Origin of the sequence: Pantoea dispersa (assembly GCF_019890955.1) — a bacterium.
GTDB classification, from domain to species: domain Bacteria; phylum Pseudomonadota; class Gammaproteobacteria; order Enterobacterales; family Enterobacteriaceae; genus Pantoea; species Pantoea dispersa.
On sequence record NZ_CP082346.1, the window covers coordinates 190450 to 212183 of the forward strand.

A 21734-nucleotide genomic window follows, 5' to 3' on the forward strand; every position below is an offset into this window, starting at 1 on the left:
ATAAATCGCGCCGCTACGATGCGGTGCGCTCAGCGACCATGGCGATTGAATCAGCCCGTGCCGTCACGTCAGATTAAAATACCGGTCCGGCTGGCTCGCTGCCGGCAGCGGGAAATCGTTGTTCATCGCTTTCAGATTGCGTTCGATATTCACGCATAGCGCGTCCAGCGGCAGGTGATTGGGCGCGGTGCCGAACGGATCTTCCAGCTCCTCCGCCAGCGACTCCAGCGACAAAAAGGTATACGAAATAAACACCGACACCAGCGGCGTCATCAGGTGCAAATCCGCCACCAGCGCGAACGGCAGCAGGGTGCAGAACAGATACACCGTGCGGTGCAGAATCAGGCTGTAGGCGAAGGGAATCGGTGTGCTGGCCAGCCGGTCGCAGCCACCCAGATACGCCGACAAATGGTTAAGGTTGTCATCAATACTCTGCCAGACGATATCCGTCACTAATCCCTCATCACGCCGCTGCGCCAGCCATTCGCCCATGCATAACATGATTTGCGAGGTCGGCATCGGATGGCCGAGCACCGCGGCGTGCCACACGGGCGGTAGCAACCGCTGCAGATCGGCCTGGGCATCGGTTTTACGCAGCCGGTGTTTCAGGCTCCAGCTAAATGCCAGCTGCAGCCCGATAAACTCCTGCACCTGTTCCGCACGCAGTCCGCGCAGCGTTTTCACCTGGCGCAGCAGCGAGCGCTGAGTGATGTGCATATTGCCCCACAGCGTGCGCGCCTCGATAAAGCGTGCGTAGCTGGCGTTATTGCGAAAGCCAAGAAAGATGGCGATCGACACGCCAATCAGGCTGAACGGTGCGGTGGTCAGGTGAATGCCGAGCGTGGAATACCAGGGATAACCCAGAATGGCGATCACTGACATCAGCAGGTTAAGCGACAGGCGGAACGCAATGCGAGACAGCACTGAGCCGTGCCAGTCAAACAACCGGAGAAACCAGTGTTGATGAGGACGTACGATCATTTTGCGATGGTGTTTTTTATGATTTTGTCGCCACAGATTACGCCCGTCGCAGGCGCAGAATCAACGCCGGTGATCCGCTGTTTTACCAGCAAAAACGCTGCGCTTTGGCTAATTAATCTATTTAAATCAAGCTTCTAAAAACGCTTTGAACAAGTTGTAAAATTCTTTGCGTTATCTCTTTGTCCGCGCTTCCTCTAAAGTTTATTCCAGCAGCACAACACACAAATTTAAAACCACTTTAGAGGAAACTATCATGTCTAAACTCGACCTGCTTGACCCACAGAACTCAACCCTGATCTTCATCGACCACCAGCCACAGATGGCGTTTGGTGTCGCCAATATTGACCGCCAGCAGCTCAAAAATAACACCGTCGCCCTGGCGAAAGCGGGGAAAATTTTCGACGTGCCGGTGATTTACACCTCGGTAGAAACGGAAAGCTTCAGCGGCTACATCTGGCCAGAACTGCTGGCGGTGCACCCGGAATCGAAGCCGATTGAGCGTACCTCCATGAACTCCTGGGAAGACGCGAAATTTGTCGAGGCGGTAGAGAAAACCGGCCGTAAAAAACTGATCATCTCGGCGCTGTGGACCGAAGTGTGCCTGACTTTCCCGGCCCTGATGGCGCTGAAAGCCGGTTATGAAGTGTATGTGGTGACCGATACCTCCGGCGGCACCAGTGTTGATGCGCACGAACGTTCCGTGCAGCGCATGGTGCAGGCGGGTGCGGTGCCGGTGACCTGGCAGCAGGTACTGCTGGAGTACCAGCGCGACTGGTCACGCAAAGAGACCTACGATGCAGTGATGGATCTTGTGCGTGAGCACAGCGGTGCCTACGGCATGGGCGTCGACTACGCCTACACCATGGTGCACAAAGCGCCGCAGCGTCAGGGCTGATTCAGCGGTGATGCGGCAGGCGGATTTTTAATGCGTCGATAAACAGTCGCAGCGCCATCGACTGATGCCGGTTCGGCGGGAACCACAGCGCGATTCCCGCCGACTGAATGCGCCAGTCGGCCAGCAGCTCCACTAATTTCCCCTGCTGCAGTGCCTCGCTAACGTACAGTGAAGGCACGAACGCAATCCCTGAACCGTTGATGGCCGCGCGCGCCATCAGCGCGTTATTGTCTAACGTCAGCGTACCCGGCACGTCAATCTCCAGACTTTCTTCCGCACTCTGATACTCCCAGCGATAGCGTTTGCCCCCGGGCAGGCGATGACGAATACACTGCTGCTGCAGTAAATCCTGCGGCTGACGCACCGGCGCGTGCGCCGCCAGATAGTCGGGCGAGGCCACGGTAACGAAGGTCAGCGGGCCGCCGAGCGCAATAGCCACCATATCCTGCGGCACATCTTCAATCAGACGGATGCCGGCATCAAACCCGGCGGCGGTGATATCTACCAGCGCGCCCTGGGCGGATAAATCAAGCTGAATACCAGGATAGCGCGCGCTGAACTCGGGCACCACCTGATCCAGTAGCAGGCCAATCACCACATCGCTGGCGCTGATGCGCAGCGTACCGTACTGCTGCTGGCGGCTCAGGCTGACGTCGTGCAGCACCTCATCCATCTGATTGAGCAGCGGCGCGAGGCGCTGTAATAGCTGCTCACCGGCGTCGGTCAGCGACACGCTGCGTGTGGTGCGCTGAAACAGCTGCACGCCGAGGTTATGCTCCAGCGTTTTCACCAGGTGGCTGAGCGAAGAGCGCTTCAGGCCAAGCAGCTCGGCGGCGCGCCGAAAGCTGCGCTGCTCGCCCAGCGTTTTGATCGCCTGCAGTTCGTGCCAGGAGGGGCGTTTCATTGGTGGTATTTCCTCACCAGGTCATGTGCGATTGGGGAGATTATGACCACCAGTAAAGCGATCTATCATCAGGTTTTCAACATGAGGAGCGCAAAATGAAAACCTGGTTAATTACCGGTGCCAGCAGCGGACTGGGCCGACTGATGAGTGAACGTTTACTTGAGCGTGGCGATCGCGTGGTGGCAACGGTGCGCCGCGAGCAGGCACTGGCCGATTTGCAGCAGCAATATGGTGATCGGCTGCTGGTGATGCGGCTGGATCTGGCCGAAACGGCCAGTATCACACCGGCCATCGCCACCGCCTTTGCCCGCGTCGGACGTATTGATGTGGTGGTAAGCAACGCCGCTTACGGTCTGTTTGGCGCGGCGGAAGAGCTCAGCGACGCGCAGATTGCACGCCAGATCGCCACCAATCTCACCGGATCGATCCAGCTGATTCGCGCTGTCATCCCGCATTTGCGCCAGCAGGGCGGTGGCCGCATTGCGCAGATCTCGTCCGAGGGCGGTCAGGTGGCGTATCCCAATTTCAGCCTGTATCACGCCAGCAAATGGGGCATTGAAGGTTTTGTCGAAGCGGTGCGCCAGGAAGTCGCCAGCTTTGGCATCGAGCTGCTGCTGGTGGAGCCGGGCCCGACCGTCACCAACTTCGCCAGCGGGCTGGATATCGCCGCGCCGCTCGACGCCTATCGTGACAACGCATCCGGTCAGTTGCGTCGGGCGATTGAAGCGGGTGACTTTGCTATATTGGGTGATGCCGGAAAATGCGTGGCGGCCACGCTGGCGACGCTGGATCAGGAAACGATGCCGCTGCGGCTGGCGCTCGGCAGCACGGCCTATCAGCACATCGAAGCCGCGCTGGAAGCCCGGCTGGCAGAGCTGCGCGCGCAGAAAGCGCTGGCGTTTGGCGCGGATGCGTAAGGCTGTTGCTGCGGCAAAATCCTGACCGGAAAACCGGCATCAGAACAGCAGGCTGTGCGCCGTGGCGCGCAGCGCAATGCCGAGCAAAATGCCGGGCACGGCGAAGCGGAACAGGCGCGGAAAACGGCTGGAGAGCCCGAGGAAAATGCCGATGCCGGGCAGGTCGAAGGTCTGAATCAGCAGGCCTGCCGAGGCGTTGATGTTGTGCGCACTGTACTGCCCCTGTTCGACCAGACCGGCAACCACGCCGTAATAGGCGGTGCCGCCGGCCAGGCATTTGGTCAGCGCGGGCAGCACATACACCTCGGCGATATGCAGTTTGTGTAACAGCGGTGCCAGCAGCTGCGTCAGCAGCTCAATGGCGCCGGCACTTTTCAGGATGCCCACCACCGACAGCGAAAGGATCAGCATCGGCAGCGAACCGAGCGCGAGGCGAATGGCGTCGGCACCCGAGGTGTTGATGATGGCGATCAGCCCCGGCTTCGCGTCGCTGTTCTCCACGCCCTGGTCTTCATCGCGTAGCGCGACATCGGAAAGTTTGCGGGCAAAAAAGTGATAGGTTGAGGCGGCCGCCAGCACGCCGCCGCTGACAGAGAACAGCAGCGCGGCGCTCCAGTTGAGCCCGTCAGGAATCAGCGGATAAAAGGCGTTGGCCTGGCCCATCGCAAACAGCATCGCCAGCGTGGCCGCCATGTGGCGGTCTGACGTGCCGCGCTTCTCCATGATCGCCAGCGCGGCGAGCGGTGCGGCAAAACTGACAAAATTTAACTGGATGAGTGCGAACAGCGCCAGGCCGGTAATCCCCAGCGGCTTCAGTAACGGCGTGGCGTGGCGCACGACAAAATCCAGCACGCCTTTCACTTCGAGGTATTTCATGATGAATAGCATCACCACCATGATGGGAATCAGGGTGTAAAGCGCGACGTCGACCGCGGCTTTGCCCGACTCCATAATTATGCTGATGATATTCACGTGCTGACGTCGTCCCGTTACCGCAAAACGCTGGCCACCGGGCCAGCAAAGCAAAAATCATAGCGGGTATGCGCGCTGTTGAGTAGTCAGCAAACAAAAAAGCCCCCAGGCGGGGGCTGTGATGATGGCGCTGAGGCGGTGTTAGCGCATGGTGACGAACTCTTCCGCCGCCGTCGGGTGAATTGCCACGGTGTTGTCGAAGTCTTTTTTGGTGGCACCCATCTTCAGCGCCACCGCAAAGCCCTGCAGCATCTCATCCATGCCGTTGCCGATACCGTGAATACCCACAATCTTCTCTTCCGGCCCCACGCATACCAGCTTCATGCGGCACGGCTGACGGTGCTGGGTCACGGCGGTATACATGGCGGTGAACGACGATTTGTACACTTTCACCTGGTCGTCGCCATACTGCTCACGCGCCTGCGGCTCAGTCAGACCGACGGTGCCAATCGGCGGATGGCTGAACACCACGGTGGGAACGTTGCTGTAGTCGAGATGCTCGTCCGGCTTGTTATTAAACAGGCGTTCGGACAGGCGACGGCCTGCCGCCACGGCCACCGGCGTCAGCTCGACCGCACCGGTGTTATCACCTACCGCATAGATGCCTTTGACGTTGGTGTTCTGGAACTTGTCGACCTGAATGTAGCCTTTGTCATTCAGCGCCACACCGGTCACTGCCAGGTTGAGGTTATCGGTGGCGGGCTCGCGGCCAATCGCCCACACCAGGCAATCCACCGTCTGCTGCTGGCCGTTTTCCAGCTGCAGCGTCAGGCTGCCGTCAGCATTCCTGATCACCGCTTTCGGGATTGATTCGGTGTGCAGCGTCGGACCTTCCGCCTGCATCACTTCCACCAGCGTCTCAACAATCAGCGGGTCGAAGCTGCGCAGCGGCGCATGCTGACGCACAAACAGGTGAGTTTCTGCGCCCAGCGCATTCACCACGCCGGCCAGCTCTACCGCAATATAGCCTGCGCCTACCACCGCAACGCGTTTTGGCAGCGCCTCCAGTTCAAAGAAGCCGTCGGAATCGATGCCGTACTCTGCGCCCGGCACCTGTGGATGGCTGGGACGACCGCCAGTGGCGATCAGGATATGGTCGGCGGTAATGGTCTCGCCGTTCACTTCCACCGTGTGGGCATCGACAAAGCGCGCGAACCCTTTGATCACTTCTACCTGGTTTTTACCCAGCACATTGTCGTACGAGGTGTGGATACGGTCGATGTAGGCGCTGCGGTTTTTCACCAGCGTTGACCAGTCAAAGCGATTAACGGTGGTATCAAAGCCGTAATCCGGACCGTACAGGTGAATTGCTTCAGCGATTTGCGCCGCATGCCACATCACTTTCTTCGGTACACAGCCGACGTTGACGCAGGTGCCGCCCAGCTCTTTCGCTTCGATCAGCGCGCACTTCTGGCCATACATCGCCGCACGGTTAATGGAGGCGATACCGCCGCTGCCGCCGCCAATGGCGAGGTAATCAAAATGTCTGGTCATCCGTTGTGTCCATCTGTTGGAGGAAAACTGGCATAGAGTGTAACGCCGCTTCAGTTACCGGCGCAAAGTTTGCACCTATGTATGTAATAGGGTTGAATGCCGGCAAGGGGTTGGCTTAAAGGAACTTATCATGCACCTGACATTTCTTGGTACCGGCGCGGGCGCGCCCAGCCTGCAGCGTAACGTCACCGCCATTGCGCTGACGCTGTCGAAACGCGGCGAGACCTGGCTGTTCGACTGTGGCGAAGCGACGCAGCATCAGTTTATGCGATCGGCGCTTAAGCCCGGCAAGCTGGAAAAAATCTTTATTACCCATTTGCATGGCGATCACATCTTTGGCCTGCCAGGGCTGCTCACCAGCCGTTCGATGGCGGGCCTGACCGAGCCGATGACGCTGTACGGTCCGAAAGGATTGCGCCAGTTTGTCGAGACCGCGCTCAGCCTGAGTGGCTCTTATACCGGCTATCCGCTGGAGATTGTCGAGATCGAAGCCGGTCCGGTGCTGGATAACGGTGAGTTTCGCGTCACTGCTTATGCGCTAAACCACGTGGTCGAGTGCTATGGCTACCGCATCGAACAGCATGATAAGCCGGGCTTCCTAGACGCACCGCGCCTGAAGGCGGAAGGCGTGCCGCGCGGCCCGTGGTATCAGGATCTGAAACAGGGCAAACGCATCACGCTGGAAGATGGCCGCGAGATCAACGGCGCCGACTATCTTGGCCCGGCCACCAAAGGCAAAGTGCTGGCGATCTTCGGCGATACCGGCCCTACCGAGGTGGCGTTGCAGCTGGCGGCGAACGCCGATGTGATGGTGCATGAAACCACGCTGGAAGCGGCGATGGCGGAAAAAGCCAACGGGCGCGGCCACTCCACGACAGTGCAGGCGGCCAGCGTGGCACAGCGCGCTGGTGCAAAACGCATGATCGCTACGCACTTTAGCTCGCGCTATTTATCGCAGGATCGGGAAAGGCTGCTGGCTGAGTGCCAGTCGGTGTTTCCGGCCACCGAACTGGCGCATGATTTTGCGATATTTGAGGTGTAGCGCTTATTCCGGCACGATTTGCGTCACGCTGTAGTGACCGGTGCTGGCGGGCACCAGCTTCTGGTGCAGCCACGGCAGCAGCTCTTCCATCTGCGCTTTCAGCTTCCACGGCGGGTTGATGACAATCATCCCGGACGCGGTCATGCCGCGCTGATCGCTGTCCGGACGTACTGCCAGCTCGATCTGCAGAATATTGCGGATGCCGGTGGCTTCCAGATCCTTCAGCATGTGCTTGATCTGCTGGCGCAACACCACCGGATACCACAGCGCATAGACACCGGTGGCGAAACGTTTGTGACCTTCCTGAATGCCTTTCACCACATCCTGATAATCGCTTTTCATTTCGTACGGCGGGTCGATAAGGATCAGGCCGCGACGGGTCGGTGGCGGCAGTTTGGCCTTCAGCTGCTGATAACCATCCGCGCGTTCAACGCGGGCGCGCGCATCTTTACTGAACTCACTGCGCAGCAGCGGGTAATCGGTCGGATGCAGTTCGGTGAGCTGCAGCTTATCCTCGTCGCGCAGCAGATGGCGGGCGATCAGCGGCGAGCCAGGGTAATAGCGCAGCGTGCCGGTTGGGTTAAGGTTGCGAATCGCCGCCAGATAGGGCTTCAGCAGCGCCGGTGCGTCCGGCTGCTGCCAGATACGCGCAATGCCTTCCAGATATTCGCCGGTACGTTCGGCGTGCTCACCGCTCAGCTGGTAACGTCCGGCACCGGCGTGGGTGTCCAGATAGAGGAAAGGTTTCTCCTTCTCCATCAGGGCGGTGAGGATCAGGCTTTCAACGGTGTGTTTCAGCACGTCGGCGTGGTTGCCGGCATGAAAACTGTGGCGATAACTCAGCATAAAAAAGAGGGGTCCGCGGTTGGATCAATGAAGTCGAATAGATCGTGTGTGGCGCGATTATAGCCGCGCCGCATAAAAATTGCTGACGTTTTACCATCCGCTTAAGTTTTCAGCGCCCGGGTCGCTTTAGCGGAATGCGACCGGTCTGGTAGAGAACTAATTTCACTTAGGGATAATTCGACTCTCGAAATTTTACCGCAGATTAAGTAAGTTAGTAGCCGAAAACGAAGCGGTCGCGAGCGAAATGCCAGGAATGCGTCTCTGGCAAGGAAACTTTTCGGCCATGGCCGTATAATTTTTTGCTTCAAGCATCCTTAATAACTCCTGGTGACAATAATGAAAAAAATGACTGGTATCGCGGTGGCAAGCCTGCTGGCACTGGCCGGCTGCGCGAAACAACAGCCTGTTCATAGCCTGGTAACGCCGCCCGCCGCCGACGCTCAGCCGATGGCTGAATCCGCTGCACGGCCTGACGGCCAGCCGTTTGTAACCGAAGCGCCAGCCCAGCCGGCCGCTGCCTCGTTCGCTGACGATCGCGCCAGCAACATTCAGCAGTGCCGTAAAGAGCTGGATGCGATGCGCCTCTACAGCCAGGCGTCTTACGACAGCTACCAGGCGGAATTCCAGAAAATTGGCGCGCAGACCAACAAATATCTGCAGATTAAAGATTCGATTGGCGCGGATATTAACGATTTAGTCATGCCGCGCTATCAGTTCCAGATCCGTGAACTGTGCTTCCGCATTAAAACCCGTCTGTCACAGCTGATTATTCGCCAGGCCGGTTAACAATAACGGCGTAAGCCGACCCCTTTTTTAACAGCGCGACAACCTCGCGCGGTGGATGGCTTCATCTCAATTAACATATTGAGATGAGGCCTTTTGTTTTCTTAGCGGCAAGGAGCCGCGACTGGAGGTTTTGATGACACAGCGTCATCTGCTGGCGGTGCTGATTAGCGCGGCCTTACTGCTACCCGGACAGGCCGCGTCAGCGGCTGATGATGACATGCTGCGCGCGTTCAGCGAAGCCGCGCGCACCCTGCCGCCGGCACCGGCAGCAAAACCACAGCCACCTGCAAAACCGGCCGCTAAACCGGCGACGAAAACCGTCAGCAAGGCAGAGAAAAAAGCCGCAACAGCGTCCGATCACAGTGCGGAACTGACGCGTCTGCGCGCCCGCGTGGCGGAGCTGGAAAAGCTGTCTGCGGCACCTGCGGTGAAAGCGGACGATGCGTTAAAGGCGCAGCTGGCTGCCAGCGACAAAAAGCTGGCAGCGCTCAGCGCGGAGAAGAAGCAGCAGGAGAAAAACATCGCCACGCTGCAGCAGGCGCTGAAAGAGGCACAGCAGCAGCAAAGCGCCGGCAGCGCCCAGCTGACGAAACAGCTCAGCGACGCGCGCGCAGCGGCCACCCAGAGCGTCGACGCGCTTAAAGCGCTGAAAGCCGAAAACGAGAAAGCGCTGGCGGCGTTGCAGGCTGAGAGCAAAAAACAGCTCAGCGCCCAGCAGGCGGCAAGCGACAAAAAGCTGGCAGCGCTCAGCGCGGAGAAGCAGCAGCAGGAGAAAAACATTGCCACGCTGCAGCAGGCGCTGAAAGAGGCTCAGCAGCAGCAAAGCACCGGCAGCGCCCAACTGATGAAGCAGCTCAGTGACGCGCGCGCGGCGGCCACCCAGAGCGTCGACGCGCTTAAAGCGCTGAAAGCCGAAAACGAGAAAGCGCTGGCGGCGTTGCAGGCTGAGAGCAAAAAACAGCTCAGCGCCCAGCAGGCCGCAAGTGACAAAAAGCTGGCGGCCTTACAGGCAGAAAATGACAAGGCGCTGGCGGCGTTGCAGGCTGAGAGCAAAAAGCAGCTCAGCGCCCAGCAGGCGGCAAGTGACAAAAAGCTGGCGGCCTTACAGGCAGAAAACGAGAAGGCGCTGGCGGCGCTGCAGGCTGAGAGTAAAAAGCAGCTCAGCGCACAACAGGCTGAAAGCGCCCAAAAACTGGCCGCGCAGCAGACTGCAAGCGACAAACAGCTGAAAGCGTTACAGTCTCAGCAGACGGAAAGCGAGAAGAAGCTCACCGCCCTGCAGACGCAGCAGGCCGAGCGCGAAAAACAACTCGCCGCGCTGGATAGCGAAAAACAGCAGCAGGCGCACAACCTGGCGCAGCTGACGCGGGAACTGGAGGCGGCGAAGCAGCAACCGGCCGCCGCGCCAAAAATTTCTGCCCCGAAAAGCGATGCCGAACGCGATGGTTACACGCTGGGTCAGTTCATCGCCAGCAATGCGGTGGTGCAGTTGCAGATGGTCAAAGACATCGGCCTCAGCATCAGTATGGATCAGCTGATTGCCGGCTTAACCACCCAGCTGCAAAGCGGTGATTCGCTGCTTGATGGCGAAGAGATGGCGCGCCGTTACGCCACCATGCAGGCCTCCATTGGCAAAGGACTGAACGCACTGATTGAAAAAGGTTACGCGCAGCTGGACAAGAAAGTGGCGAAGCGTAAAGCGCTGAAGAAAGATCTCGGCATGCAGTGGTTTGCGGTGAAAAGCGTGAAAGGCAAACTGCTGCCGGACCAGCAGGCGGCGGTCAGCGTCCGGGTCACCACCCTGAGCGGCAAGGTAATCAATGATTTTTCGCACGATCAGGTGCCGTTCAACGACAGCCTGCCGCCACTGTTGCAGGAAGGCATGTCGCTGACCGGTAAAGGCGGCGCAGTGGAAGGCTGGGCGCTGGCGAAAGATATTTACGAGCGCGAGCCGCTGCCACCGTGGGTCGCGCCGTATGATGTGATCCATTATCAGCTGACCATCAAATAACCTCTGGCCCGCCGTCTGGCGGGCTTTTTTTTCAACATTGCGCGATGAATCGCGCCGCTTCCGATACGTGCACTTATTGTAGCGGCGCGATTCATCGCGCGTTTTTCTGTCTGCCCTTGCGGGTGGCATTGATTTTCCCCTCGTCTGGCCGCATGTTAGTAAAATTGCGTCGCGCCCCTGCGCGCGGCCCCACTCCATGATGAAAGGACTGCGCTTATGACCAATCCGTTACTCACGCCTTTTACGCTACCGCCTTTTTCCGCCATCAAACCTGAGCACGTGGTTCCCGCTGTAACTGAAGCGCTGAACGACTGTCGCGCAGCGGTGGAGCGCGTAGTGGCGCAGGGCGCGCCTTACACCTGGGAAAATTTAGTCCAGCCGCTGGCAGAAGTGGACGATCGCCTGGGCCGCATCTTCTCGCCGGTCAGCCACCTCAACTCGGTAAAAAACAGCCCGGAACTGCGCGAAGCCTATGAGCAGACGCTGCCGCTGCTGTCCGAATACAGCACCTGGGTGGGCCAGCACGAAGGCCTGTATCAGGCGTATCGCAACCTGCGTGAGGGCGAGAGCTACGCACAGCTGGATACCGCGCAGAAGAAAGCGGTGGATAACAGCCTGCGCGACTTTGAGCTGTCCGGTATCGGCCTCGATAAACAGAAACAGAAACGCTATGGCGAGATCGCCGCGCGCCTCTCCGAACTGGGATCGGCTTACAGCAACAACGTGCTGGACGCCACCATGGGCTGGAGCAAACTGATCACCGACGAAGCCGAGCTGGCGGGCATGCCGGAGAGCGCACTGGCCGCAGCCAAAGCGCAGGCGGAAGCCAAACAGCAGGAAGGCTGGCTGCTGACGCTGGATATCCCGAGCTATCTGCCGGTGATGACCTACTGTGACAACGCCGCGCTGCGTGAAGAGATGTATCGCGCCTATTCCACCCGTGCCTCCGATCAGGGCCCGAACGCCGGTAAATGGGACAATGGCCCAATCATGGCGGAAGAGCTGGCACTGCGCCACGAGCTGGCCGAGCTGCTGGGCTTTGACTCGTTCGCCGACAAATCGCTGGCGACCAAAATGGCGGAAAGCCCGTCTCAGGTGATCGACTTCCTGAACGATCTCGCTAAACGCGCGCGTCCGCAGGGTGAAAAAGAGCTGGCGCAGCTGCGTGCCTTTGCCAAAAAAGAGTTTGGCGTGGATGACATGAATCCGTGGGATCTCACCTATTACGGCGAGAAGCAGAAGCAGCATCTGTACACCATCAGCGACGAACAGCTGCGTCCGTACTTCCCGGAATCACGCGCGGTGAACGGTCTGTTTGAAGTGGTGAAGCGTATTTATGGCATCACCGCCAAAGAGCGTACCGATGTGGATGTTTACCATCCGGACGTGCGTTTCTTCGACCTGTTCGACGAAAGCGGCGAGCTGCGTGGCAGCTTCTACCTCGACCTTTACGCGCGCGAGCACAAGCGCGGCGGCGCGTGGATGGATGACTGCGTCGGGCAGATGCGTAAAGCCGACGGCAGCCTGCAGAAGCCGGTGGCGTACCTGACCTGTAACTTCAACCGTCCGGTCCAGGGCAAACCGGCGCTGTTCACTCACGATGAAGTGACCACGCTGTTCCATGAGTTCGGCCACGGTCTGCACCACATGCTGACGCGCATCGAAGCGCCGGGCGTGTCCGGCATCAACGGCGTGCCGTGGGATGCGGTCGAGTTGCCGAGCCAGTTTATGGAAAACTGGTGCTGGGAGCCGGAAGCGCTGGCGTTTATCTCTGGCCATTACGAAACCGGTGAGCCGCTGCCGAAAGCGCTGCTGGATAAAATGCTGGCGGCGAAGAACTATCAGGCGGCGCTGTTCATTCTGCGTCAGCTGGAGTTCGGCCTGTTCGATTTCCGTCTGCATACCGAGTTTGATCCGGCGCAGGGCGCGCAAATCCTCGAAACCCTGCGTGAAGTGAAAAAGCAGGTTGCCGTGGTGCCGAGCCCGGAGTGGGGCCGCTTCCCGCACGCTTTCAGCCACGTGTTTGCCGGTGGCTACGCGGCGGGTTACTACAGCTATCTGTGGGCCGACGTGCTGGCTGCCGATGCGTATTCGCGCTTCGAAGAAGAGGGCATCTTCAACCGTCAGACCGGTCAGTCGTTCCTCGACAACATCCTGACGCGCGGCGGTTCCGAAGAGCCGATGGAGCTGTTCAAACGCTTCCGCGGTCGTGAACCGCAGCTGGATGCGATGCTGGAACACTACGGAATTCAGGGATAAGCCTGCTTGTGAAGATCGGTTTAGTGGATGAAACAGGCGCCGGAGACGGCGCCTTATTACATTTGGCGCAGCGCTGGGGGCTGGAGCAGGATGACAGCGCCACGCTGGCGCTGGTGCTGACAGCGCAGCATCTGGAGCTGCGGAAAGTGGACGAGCCGAAGCTCGGCGGCATCTTTGTCGATTTCGTTTCCGGCGCGATGGCGCACCGGCGCAAATTTGGCGGCGGACGCGGCGAAGCGGTGGCGAAAGCGGTGGGCATCAAAGGGGATTACCTGCCCGACGTGGTGGACGCGACGGCGGGGCTGGGGCGTGATGCCTTTGTGCTGGCCGCGCTGGGCTGTCGCGTGCGCATGCTGGAGCGCCATCCGGTGGTCGCGGCGCTGCTGGAAGATGGTTTGCGGCGTGGCTATGAAGATGCGGAGATCGGCGGCTGGCTGCGCGAGCGCCTTACGCTGCTGCATGTGGTCAGTCAGCAGGCGCTGAGTGATATCACGCCGGCACCGGACGTGGTGTATCTCGATCCGATGTATCCGCACCGGCAGAAAAGCGCGCTGGTGAAGAAGGAAATGCGGGTGTTTCAGTCGCTGGTGGGGCCGGACGAGGATGCCGATGCGTTGCTCGAACCGGCGCGCCGTCTGGCGAAGAAGCGCATCGTGGTGAAGCGCCCGGATTACGCACCGCCGCTGGCCGGCGTCGCCACCCAATCAGCGGTGGTGACCAAAAGCCACCGTTTCGATATTTATCCGCCGTTGGTTCAGGCGGTGCGGCAATAAAACAGGTCGGCATCAATGCCGACCCTACAGCGTTTATGTTCATTGCAGGTTCGCCATTGATGGCGACCGAATCCGGTCCCGGCGACCCCACGCCTCGCGGTTATTCCTCTTCCTCATCGCGCAGCGGCACAATCAGCATATCGATATGCACGGTATTAATCAGCTGGCGCGCTGATGACATCAGCTTGCTCCAGAAATCCTGATGATGGCCGCACACCACCAAATCGACATCGTATTTTTTAATCGCGTCCACCAGCACCTGGCCGAGATCGCCGCTGCCGCTCAGGGTTTCGCTAATCGGATAACCGGCGTTGGTGGAAAGCTCGCGCAGCGCGGTGTGTGTCTCTTCCGAAATACGCTTCTGCATATCGCCGAGGTTGACGTCAATCAGCCCGGTGTAGAGATCTGAATAGTTCACATCAACGTGAATCAGCGAGATTTTTGCATCATAAGGACGGGCCAGTGATACCGCTTTATCAACCAGTAACTGGCTTTCCGGGGAAAGGTCTACTGCAATCAGGATGTGTTTATAAGCCATGATAAAACTCCTTTCTCAAGATTCTGGGGCAACCCGAATTTCTGCCGTTCGGCTGGCGTAATCCTTTGCGCGTAACGGCGATGAAGCGCCACCAACCACAATGTCAGCCACGCAGGCGAATAATTGTTATATCCCGAGTATAGCCAGAGTGGGTAGCAAATGCTGCAAACCGAAGCCCGGCTGTGAGTCAGATCATGGGTTATCGCTTTTTTCGCTCGCGCTGAACGAAAATCATCGCTGGAAAAAATTTAAACAGATCTCCTACACTGAAAATGAGGGCCACTCCCGTCCGGGTAGCGCGCTCAGGTCCGCATAACAACAATGCAATTCGATTCATCTGTGGCTGGCTTATTTCCCGTGGGGCGTCTGCAGCTTTTCCCCGCTGCACGTAACGTCATTGCGGCTCCAGCCGGGAGGGGAACATGATCAGCACTATCGCGCTTTTTTGGGCTCTGTGTGTGGTTTGTCTGGTGAATATGGCACGTTACTTCTCATCGTTGCGCTCACTGCTGGCGGTGCTGCGCGGGTGCGATCCGTTGCTGTATCAGTATGTTGATGGTGCCGGTTTCTTTACGTCCCACGGTCAGCCGAGCAAGCAGGTGCGGCTGGTGCGCTATATCTGGGAGAAACGCTATCGCGATCATCACGACGATGAATTTATTCGTCGCTGCGAGCGGGTACGCGGTCAGTTTGTTCTGACCAGCGGGCTGTGTTTTCTGGTGGTGGTGAGCCTGATCGCCTTAGCGATTTGGCACTGAGAGGGGGAGCGGGTTCTGTCGCGGCGCGCTGTGTTGTATTCGCAACGCACCACGACAGAACCCTGCAACGCTGAAGCGTTAAATCAGCTTCAGCGCAATCCAGTACAGCGAGCCAGACAGCAAAATACACACTGGCAGGGTGAATACCCAGGCCATTGCGATATTTTTGATGGTGCGGCTTTGCAGCCCACCGCCATCCACCAGCATGGTACCGGCAACCGACGATGACAGAATGTGCGTGGTCGAAACCGGCATCCCGGTGTAGCTGGCGATACCAATCGACACCGCCGCCGTTACCTGGGCCGACATGCCCTGCGCATACGTCATGCCTTTTTTACCGATCTTCTCGCCGATGGTGGTCGCCACGCGGCGCCAGCCAATCATGGTACCGATGCCGAGCGCCAGCGCGACCGCCACGATAATCCATACCGGCGCATACTCGATGGTGCCGAGCAGATCGCCTTTCAGCTTATTGAGGAAGCGCTTATCGTCGGCGCTGGTCTCCGGCAGCTTAGCGGCTTTGTCCGCGGTGTCGGAGATGCACAGCAGCAGACGACGCATCTGACCGCGCTGGTCAGGTGTGAGATCGCTGTAGCTCTGCAGATTACCCAGCAGACCCTGCGCACGGTTAATCGCATCGAGCGCACGGGAGCTATCACAATGGAACTCCTGCGGGCCGCCGAGCGACTCTTCCGGCGTCGGCACCGCCGGTGGCGCCATCTGCACGATGTGCGTCAGCGACTGGCCGTGCTGCTGGTAATACTGCTCCAGATGATTCACCGCATCGCGCGTACGGGTGATGTCATAACCGGAGGCATTCATATTCACCACAAAGCCCGCCGGCGCGACGCCAATCAGCACCAGCATGATCAGGCCGATGCCTTTCTGACCGTCGTTGGCACCGTGCGAATAGCTCACGCCAATGGCGGAGACAATCAGCGCGATACGTGTCCAGAACGGCGGCTTTTTCTTGCCGTCGATCTTCTCGCGGTCAGCGGGCGTCATGTGGATGCGAGCCCGTTTTTTGGTGCTGCTCCAGTAGCGACGCAGCAGGAAAATCAGGCCACCCGCAATGATCAGACCAACAATCGGCGACAGAATCAGGGAGAGGAAAATATTGATGACTTTCGGCAGATTCAGCGCATCCACCACCGATGTGCCGGTCATCAGCGCATTGGTGAGACCAATACCGATGATAGCGCCGATCAGCGTGTGTGAACTGGACGCCGGTAAGCCGAGATACCAGGTACCGAGGTTCCAGATAATCGCCGCCAGCAGCATGGAGAACACCATGGCGAGCCCATGCGCCGAACCGACATTCAACAGCAAATCGGTTGGCAGCATATGCACGATGGCATAGGCCACGCTCAAACCGCCGAGCAGCACACCTAAGAAGTTGAACACACCGGCCATCACAACCGCCAGTTGCGCCCGCATCGCACGGGTGTAAATGACTGTAGCGACCGCGTTGGCAGTGTCGTGAAAGCCGTTGATTGCTTCGTAAAACAACACAAACAGCAGAGCAAGAACCAATAACAGGCCGGTGCTTAGGTCAAGACCAGCAAACAGATGTAGCATAAACGTTACGCCATTTTGGAGGACATGAACGCGGCGCATTATCTGCGACAACGTGCGCTATGGGAAAGAAAAATATAGCTCTTTTTTGTCTTAAATTTGTCATCCGGCAGGTAATTAATGGCAAAAAGACCGCAAAATGAGCAAGTTACAATATGACACATTTACGGCAATTTTTTGTCGCTGGCGCGAAAAGCCGCAGATCTCTACAATCAGCGCCTTTCAATCAGGTGGGTTAAGGCAGTGGAAAAGTTTGACGTTATCATTATTGGTGCAGGCGCGGCCGGCATGTTCTGCGCGGCGCAGGCCGGGCAATTAGGCCGTCGCGTGCTGCTGCTGGATAACGGCAAGAAGGCGGGGCGCAAAATTCTGATGTCCGGCGGCGGCCGCTGCAACTTCACTAATCTGTACACCGAACCGGCGGCGTATCTGTCGCATAATCCGCACTTCTGCAAATCGGCGCTGGCGCGCTACACCCAGTGGGATTTCATCGATCTGGTTAATCGTCACGGCATCGCCTGGCACGAGAAAACTCTCGGCCAGCTGTTCTGCGATAATTCGGCGCAGCAGATTGTTGATCTGCTGCTGAAGGAGTGTGAAGCCGGCCAGGTGACGCTGCGACTGCGCAGCGAAGTGCTGAACGTGGCGCGCGACGACGACGGTTACACGCTGCAGCTGAATGGCTCGGCGGTTCGCGCGGATAAGCTGGTGATCGCCAGCGGTGGTCTGTCGATGCCGGGACTGGGGGCAACACCGTTCGGTTATAAAGTGGCGGAGCAGTTTGGCCTGCGCGTCCATCCGACGCGCGCCGCGCTGGTGCCATTTACGCTGCATAAGCCGCTGCTGGAGCAGCTGAACACGCTTTCCGGCGTGGCGCTGCCGACTACCATCACCGCTCAGGACGGCACGCTGTTTAAAGAGGCGATGCTGTTTACCCACCGCGGCCTCTCCGGTCCGGCGGTGCTGCAGATCTCCAGCTACTGGCAGCCGGGCGAGTTTGTCACTGTCAACCTGTCGCCGGAGACCGCGCTGGACGATTTTATCGACGTGCAGCGCGCGGCGCATCCCAACCTCAGCCTGAAAAACAGCCTGGCGAAGATCCTGCCGAAGCGGCTGGTGGAAGTGCTGCAGGAGCTGCAGCAGATTCCCGACGTGACGCTGAAGCAGCTTAACAGCAAGCAGCAGAGCGAGCTGGTGACCACGCTGCACCAGTGGCGCGTGCAGCCAAACGGCACCGAAGGCTATCGCACCGCCGAGGTGACGCTGGGCGGCGTGGATACCACGCAGCTGTCGTCTAAGACCATGGAAGCACGTGATGTGCCGGGGCTCTATTTCATTGGCGAAGTGGTGGACGTGACGGGCTGGCTCGGCGGCTACAATTTCCAGTGGGCGTGGAGCTCGGCGTGGGCGTGCGCGCAGGCGGTTTAATTTTTTAATAGTCGAGTGGTTTTTCCCTCACCCTAACCCTTATGTCTTGATCTTCTCCGCTTCAGTAGAGAAGATCCCCGACTGCTCATCGGGAGGTTACCGGTGAGCATCGCCTGGTCCTGGTGCCCCTGAGCCCGCGGGAGAGGGAACTGGCCGGCGCTGGCTTCATCGCTGCATCGGCTGGGCGGATCGGCGCAGATCATTTATGCCGGCGAGATCGACGATCTGTGCGGGCAGATCGAGCGCGCCTGCCAAAGCGCTGAAGATCAGGAGGTCATCCGCGAAGGGCTTCTCCTGCTGGAAGAGAAACTGGACACGCTGAACCAGTCGGTAGTGCATTATTTGCAGGCGTCGTGATGGCGCGGTGCGGTCATTGAAATTGCGCGATATATCGCGCCGCTACGGTTTGTGTGACGGGATAATGCAGATATCCGTTCCATGTGATGCCGCTGATAACCGCACGGGGGTAGCGGCGAAATTTATTGCGCAATGGCGTTTATCTAATAAAACATTTTCATCTTCACGCCGGTGCGCATGAAGGTACGACCGGGCACATGGGTAACAGATCAGACCGGGCACACAGGTAACACTTTTTGTGGTCAGTCGATCCGGATAATACGCTTTTCTGCCCGGTCATAATACGCAAGGATGAGCCTGTCGAAGAGGATGACGTCAATGCCGTCGTCCACTTCCAGGAACCGCACGTATTCCCCCCGTAACGCCGCGCTCAGGAAGGTTCGCCCGTTCAGCCTCAGGTCGCCTTTTTCACCGACTTTGTACAGCTTCGCCCCCTCCGGATAGCCCACCTCCGGCACTTTTCCGTCCCATCTTCGCGGTGAAGGCGTCCATATTTTCGCGGGCGGCTGCTGCCCGTGCGCCTCATGCGGCTTTTCCTGATTGAACTCGTTCCGCCATCCGCTGCACCACGCCTGCTGCTCCGGCAGCGAGCCAAAGACGTCGTGGTGGCTCATGGCGACCTTCAGCGACCGGTGCATCCGCTCGTGGCGGGCGTTCTGCCCCGGACAGCCCGGCGCGGTTCTTTCCGGCTGTATCCCCAGCTTTATCAGCCACACGCTCAGCTGCGTCAGCGCGAGAATGCCCGGCGCAACGAAGGGCGAGCCGTTGTCGGTGCGGATAACGTCGGGCAGCCCGCCTTCCAGGAAGGCCCTTTCCATGCAGCCGCGCACGAACACCGTGGTCTCCGACGTGCCCGGCTCGCAGGACAGCAGGTAGCGGCTGTGGTTATCGGTAAGCGTGAAGGGGCGGCACCAGCTGCCGTCTTTCAGGCGGAAGCGCCCTTTAAAATCAGCGCTCCAGACGTGGTTATTCCTCACGGGCGTCGTGAGGCTGCGCAGGTTGCCCGGCGTTCGCTTGCGCGGCGTCCGCGGCTGAACCATTCCCGCCGCCTTCAGCAGGTCGCCGATAGTGCTGGCGGCAGGGACGCTGAAGTCAGCGCCGTTGCTGAGGAACCAGTGGCGGATTTTTTTTGGCCCCCAGTCGGGGTGCTGCTGGCGGAACTGAACGAGGCGCGCGGTGATGTCGGGGGCGATTTTATCGGGCTGGAGATGGCGGGCGCGGGAGAGATTTTCAAGCGAGGAGAGCTCGCCGGGGTTAAAGCGGCTGAGCCACTTGTAGCCGGTTTTGCGGCTGATGCCGTGGCGGTGACACAGCTGCGTCATGGATTCCCCGCCTGCCTGGCAGGCGAGGATGAATTCAAGGCGTTGCATGGTAACAGTCTCAGTCCAGGGCATAGTGAGTCTCCTCTGCTATGCCGTTTATAACTGTTACCCATGTGCCCGGTCTAAAGTGTTACCTATGTGGCCGGTTTGTACCTCAATGCGCACCCTACGATGCTGTACAACCTGCTTACAGACGTGCATGAATGTATCCACCGATTCACACCGGTGCGCATGAATGCGCACCCTACGATGCTGTGCAACCTTGCCACAGATGCGCATGAATGCGCCTGACGACAAAACATGTCCCGCATCGTTGTAGGGGCGCCATTTATGGCGACCAAACCATCCATCGCCAGCCATTCACCACCGCTTCCCTTATTATTAATTTAAAACGCCATTTTCACTCCGCTCAGTACATTCCAGTCGCTCACGCCGGGGCGATCCAGCCGCTGCTGCACCTGCAACTGCGTGCCGACCTCCACGTTTTCATGCAGCTGCCAGCGGACGTAACCACCCAGCTGGGCGCTGTGACGGGCGCGCTCAATCGGCAATCCACGCATATCGCCGGCATCCAGCGTATTCTGCCTGCCGCTGTGCCAGACATAACGCGCCTCCAGCCCCAGCTTCACTGACGACAGCGGCTGATAATCATACTTAACCCCGCCAGCCAGGCTGAACTGCGGCGCCAGCTGATAGTTCACCTGTGCCCCCTGTTGCTCGGTGAAATCCGCAACATGCAGCCACTGCACACCGGCTGCGGCCAGCGGCATCAGGCTATGCGCATCCTGCAGCCAGCGCCAGCCCGCTTCTGCGCCGATATTGCCGCTAACGGCACTGATCCGCGCCACTTCACCCTGGGTTTCATGGCGTAAGGTGCCGCGATAATGCGTCAGCCCCAGCGGTATCTCCAGCTGCCAACCCTCAGGCGGCTGAATGCCGATCAGCGCATTAATACCCTGGGTTTGCATACGCAGCTGGCTGCGCCCGGCCGCCGTATTCGACAGCATAGTCGCTACGCCTTTGTGCACGCCCGCACTGAAGGCCAGCGGGCTCTGTTCCGCTTCAGGCGTCCAGCGCGCACCCAGCATCCAGCCCTGATAGCGGCTGGTGGCATCGCTATCGCCCTGCGCACTGCGATAACGCTCGCCGCCGCTATAGCCATACACAAACAGGTTGTGATGATCATCCATGCTCATCTGTTGGGCAGCGAAGTGGAAGCGGGTTTGCATGGCGTCGTTGAGGGCATACAGCATGTTGGGCAGGGCGAGGTAGGTCGGGATTTGTGGCGCAGGTGTGAGCTGTGGCGGTTCCGGCTCAGGCGGCGGTGGCGGCGGCAATATGACAGTTTCGCCTTTACCGGGGTCGGGTATCGGAGCCACGATGCCAGGATTATTAATATTCGGCAATCCTTCATCTTTCTCCCCGGTCAGGACCATGGTCTGTAACCGGTAATACCACAAATGATGGCTGTTATTGCCGGCCAGCACATTGGATCGCACCAGGCCCGAGGTTGCCGGATTGATCTCATCAAACCACGAGCCGCGGGCGATCATTTTCCCAAGCTGTTTAATCCCTTCGCCAGTCTGGCGGCTGACCTGGGCAAGCAGCGGCAGCTCAGGGATTTCCTGGGTTGTCTGGCCAGACGAAGGCTCTGGCAGAAACGGAATATTCGCAGCGTTAACGTTATTTTTTTGTAATGGTGAAAATGCAGGGTAGCGCTCATCAGCGAATGCAGGAAGGCTATAACAGAACGTACTGATCACCAGCGTCAGCGGGGTAAGTTTCATATTCTCTTCCATGGATGAAAATAGCGAGAATCGCAAACCTAAAGCGACCGACTAACGTGGCAATTAAGTTTTGTCTGGTTTTTTTTCAG

19 protein-coding genes are annotated in these 21734 nt (G+C 58.7%); 10 read left to right on the forward strand and 9 right to left on the reverse strand.

The genetic code is table 11. The annotated features are described in order from the left end of the window. Nucleotides 1–63 precede the first annotated feature (63 nt). Complete coding sequence (locus K7H94_RS00865; RefSeq protein ID WP_136548031.1) at nt 64–981, reverse strand: bestrophin family protein; 918 nt, start codon at nt 979–981, stop codon at nt 64–66. A gap of 253 nt (nt 982–1234) precedes the next feature. Here K7H94_RS00865 and K7H94_RS00870 point away from each other — a divergent pair, with 253 nt between their 5' ends. Beyond that, nucleotides 1235–1876 carry a hydrolase gene (locus K7H94_RS00870; protein ID WP_021508093.1) on the forward strand — a complete coding sequence of 214 codons (642 nt, stop codon included), beginning with the start codon at nt 1235–1237 and terminating at the stop codon, nt 1874–1876. Nucleotide 1877: 1 nt separating this feature from the next. On the opposite strand, the gene K7H94_RS00875 is transcribed toward K7H94_RS00870, so the two are convergent. Continuing rightward, on the reverse strand, nt 1878–2780 hold the full coding sequence (locus K7H94_RS00875; RefSeq protein WP_222951511.1) for a LysR family transcriptional regulator: 903 nt from the start codon (nt 2778–2780) through the stop codon (nt 1878–1880). 95 nt (nt 2781–2875) lie between these two features. On the opposite strand from K7H94_RS00875, the gene K7H94_RS00880 reads away from it, so the two are divergent. Continuing rightward, nucleotides 2876–3697 carry an SDR family oxidoreductase gene (locus K7H94_RS00880; protein WP_222951512.1) on the forward strand — a complete coding sequence of 274 codons (822 nt, stop codon included), beginning with the start codon at nt 2876–2878 and terminating at the stop codon, nt 3695–3697. A gap of 39 nt (nt 3698–3736) precedes the next feature. Here K7H94_RS00880 and K7H94_RS00885 read toward each other — a convergent pair whose 3' ends face one another. Further along, a complete protein-coding gene (locus tag K7H94_RS00885; protein WP_222951513.1) occupies nt 3737–4669 on the reverse strand; it encodes a nucleoside recognition domain-containing protein in 933 nt (310 codons plus the stop codon). Between the two features lie 141 nt (nt 4670–4810). Continuing rightward, complete coding sequence (gene gorA / locus K7H94_RS00890; protein ID WP_058770933.1) at nt 4811–6163, reverse strand: glutathione-disulfide reductase; 1353 nt, start codon at nt 6161–6163, stop codon at nt 4811–4813. Between the two features lie 130 nt (nt 6164–6293). On the opposite strand from gorA, the gene rnz reads away from it, so the two are divergent. Continuing rightward, nucleotides 6294–7205, forward strand: a complete 912-nt coding sequence (rnz, locus tag K7H94_RS00895; RefSeq protein ID WP_058759345.1) for a ribonuclease Z — start codon at nt 6294–6296, stop codon at nt 7203–7205. Between the two features lie 3 nt (nt 7206–7208). On the opposite strand, the gene K7H94_RS00900 is transcribed toward rnz, so the two are convergent. Beyond that, entirely contained in the window at nt 7209–8051 is an 843-nt protein-coding gene (locus K7H94_RS00900; RefSeq protein WP_222951514.1) for a 23S rRNA (adenine(2030)-N(6))-methyltransferase RlmJ, read from the reverse strand. A 336-nt stretch (nt 8052–8387) separates the two neighbouring features. Between K7H94_RS00900 and K7H94_RS00905 the strand changes: the two genes are divergently transcribed. From K7H94_RS00905 to rsmJ, 4 genes are all read left to right on the forward strand, one after another. Continuing rightward, nucleotides 8388–8837 carry a flagellar basal body L-ring protein FlgH gene (locus tag K7H94_RS00905; protein WP_021508101.1) on the forward strand — a complete coding sequence of 150 codons (450 nt, stop codon included), beginning with the start codon at nt 8388–8390 and terminating at the stop codon, nt 8835–8837. A 133-nt stretch (nt 8838–8970) separates the two neighbouring features. Beyond that, a complete protein-coding gene (locus K7H94_RS00910; protein WP_222951515.1) occupies nt 8971–10848 on the forward strand; it encodes a hypothetical protein in 1878 nt (625 codons plus the stop codon). A 216-nt stretch (nt 10849–11064) separates the two neighbouring features. After that, on the forward strand, nt 11065–13107 hold the full coding sequence (gene prlC, locus K7H94_RS00915) for an oligopeptidase A (RefSeq protein WP_058759342.1): 2043 nt from the start codon (nt 11065–11067) through the stop codon (nt 13105–13107). Between the two features lie 8 nt (nt 13108–13115). Further along, nucleotides 13116–13880, forward strand: coding sequence for a 16S rRNA (guanine(1516)-N(2))-methyltransferase RsmJ (gene rsmJ / locus K7H94_RS00920; protein ID WP_058770936.1), 765 nt, complete (start codon nt 13116–13118; stop codon nt 13878–13880). A gap of 100 nt (nt 13881–13980) precedes the next feature. Here the strand turns inward: rsmJ and uspA are convergent, their stop codons facing one another. After that, nucleotides 13981–14418, reverse strand: a complete 438-nt coding sequence (gene uspA / locus K7H94_RS00925; RefSeq protein ID WP_021508107.1) for a universal stress protein UspA — start codon at nt 14416–14418, stop codon at nt 13981–13983. A 422-nt stretch (nt 14419–14840) separates the two neighbouring features. Here uspA and uspB point away from each other — a divergent pair, with 422 nt between their 5' ends. Then, nucleotides 14841–15176 carry a universal stress protein UspB gene (gene uspB / locus K7H94_RS00930; protein WP_010618665.1) on the forward strand — a complete coding sequence of 112 codons (336 nt, stop codon included), beginning with the start codon at nt 14841–14843 and terminating at the stop codon, nt 15174–15176. Nucleotides 15177–15254: 78 nt separating this feature from the next. Here the strand turns inward: uspB and pitA are convergent, their stop codons facing one another. Then, the gene (gene pitA / locus K7H94_RS00935) at nt 15255–16754 is read right to left on the reverse strand and encodes an inorganic phosphate transporter PitA (protein WP_021508108.1); all 1500 of its coding nucleotides are present in this window, start codon (nt 16752–16754) and stop codon (nt 15255–15257) included. Nucleotides 16755–16994: 240 nt separating this feature from the next. Between pitA and K7H94_RS00940 the strand changes: the two genes are divergently transcribed. Then, nucleotides 16995–18179: a BaiN/RdsA family NAD(P)/FAD-dependent oxidoreductase gene (locus K7H94_RS00940; protein WP_222951516.1), complete on the forward strand. Its 1185-nt coding sequence runs from the start codon at nt 16995–16997 to the stop codon at nt 18177–18179. 201 nt (nt 18180–18380) lie between these two features. Further along, a complete protein-coding gene (locus K7H94_RS23275) occupies nt 18381–18536 on the forward strand; it encodes a hypothetical protein (protein ID WP_420874722.1) in 156 nt (51 codons plus the stop codon). Between the two features lie 242 nt (nt 18537–18778). Here K7H94_RS23275 and K7H94_RS00950 read toward each other — a convergent pair whose 3' ends face one another. Beyond that, nucleotides 18779–19906 (reverse strand): DDE-type integrase/transposase/recombinase, encoded by a 1128-nt coding sequence (locus tag K7H94_RS00950; RefSeq protein WP_227746447.1) that lies wholly within the window; start codon nt 19904–19906, stop codon nt 18779–18781. Nucleotides 19907–20244: 338 nt separating this feature from the next. Further along, complete coding sequence (locus K7H94_RS00955) at nt 20245–21645, reverse strand: autotransporter domain-containing protein (protein ID WP_222951517.1); 1401 nt, start codon at nt 21643–21645, stop codon at nt 20245–20247. Between the last annotated feature and the right edge of the window lie 89 nt (nt 21646–21734).

Bases quoted from the DNA above. Each gene is read 5' to 3' on its own strand.
- prlC (WP_058759342.1), top strand. From the start codon at position 11,065: ATGACCAATCCGTTACTCACGCCTTTTACGCTACCGCCTTTTTCCGCC.
- K7H94_RS00875 (WP_222951511.1), bottom strand. From the start codon at position 2,780: ATGAAACGCCCCTCCTGGCACGAACTGCAGGCGATCAAAACGCTGGGC.
- pitA (WP_021508108.1), bottom strand. From the start codon at position 16,754: ATGCTACATCTGTTTGCTGGTCTTGACCTAAGCACCGGCCTGTTATTG.
- K7H94_RS00900 (WP_222951514.1), bottom strand. From the start codon at position 8,051: ATGCTGAGTTATCGCCACAGTTTTCATGCCGGCAACCACGCCGACGTG.
- K7H94_RS00910 (WP_222951515.1), top strand. From the start codon at position 8,971: ATGACACAGCGTCATCTGCTGGCGGTGCTGATTAGCGCGGCCTTACTG.
- K7H94_RS00905 (WP_021508101.1), top strand. From the start codon at position 8,388: ATGAAAAAAATGACTGGTATCGCGGTGGCAAGCCTGCTGGCACTGGCC.
- uspB (WP_010618665.1), top strand. From the start codon at position 14,841: ATGATCAGCACTATCGCGCTTTTTTGGGCTCTGTGTGTGGTTTGTCTG.
- K7H94_RS00865 (WP_136548031.1), bottom strand. From the start codon at position 981: ATGATCGTACGTCCTCATCAACACTGGTTTCTCCGGTTGTTTGACTGG.
- K7H94_RS00955 (WP_222951517.1), bottom strand. From the start codon at position 21,645: ATGAAACTTACCCCGCTGACGCTGGTGATCAGTACGTTCTGTTATAGC.
- K7H94_RS00870 (WP_021508093.1), top strand. From the start codon at position 1,235: ATGTCTAAACTCGACCTGCTTGACCCACAGAACTCAACCCTGATCTTC.
- uspA (WP_021508107.1), bottom strand. From the start codon at position 14,418: ATGGCTTATAAACACATCCTGATTGCAGTAGACCTTTCCCCGGAAAGC.
- K7H94_RS00950 (WP_227746447.1), bottom strand. From the start codon at position 19,906: ATGCAACGCCTTGAATTCATCCTCGCCTGCCAGGCAGGCGGGGAATCC.
- gorA (WP_058770933.1), bottom strand. From the start codon at position 6,163: ATGACCAGACATTTTGATTACCTCGCCATTGGCGGCGGCAGCGGCGGT.
- rnz (WP_058759345.1), top strand. From the start codon at position 6,294: ATGCACCTGACATTTCTTGGTACCGGCGCGGGCGCGCCCAGCCTGCAG.
- K7H94_RS00880 (WP_222951512.1), top strand. From the start codon at position 2,876: ATGAAAACCTGGTTAATTACCGGTGCCAGCAGCGGACTGGGCCGACTG.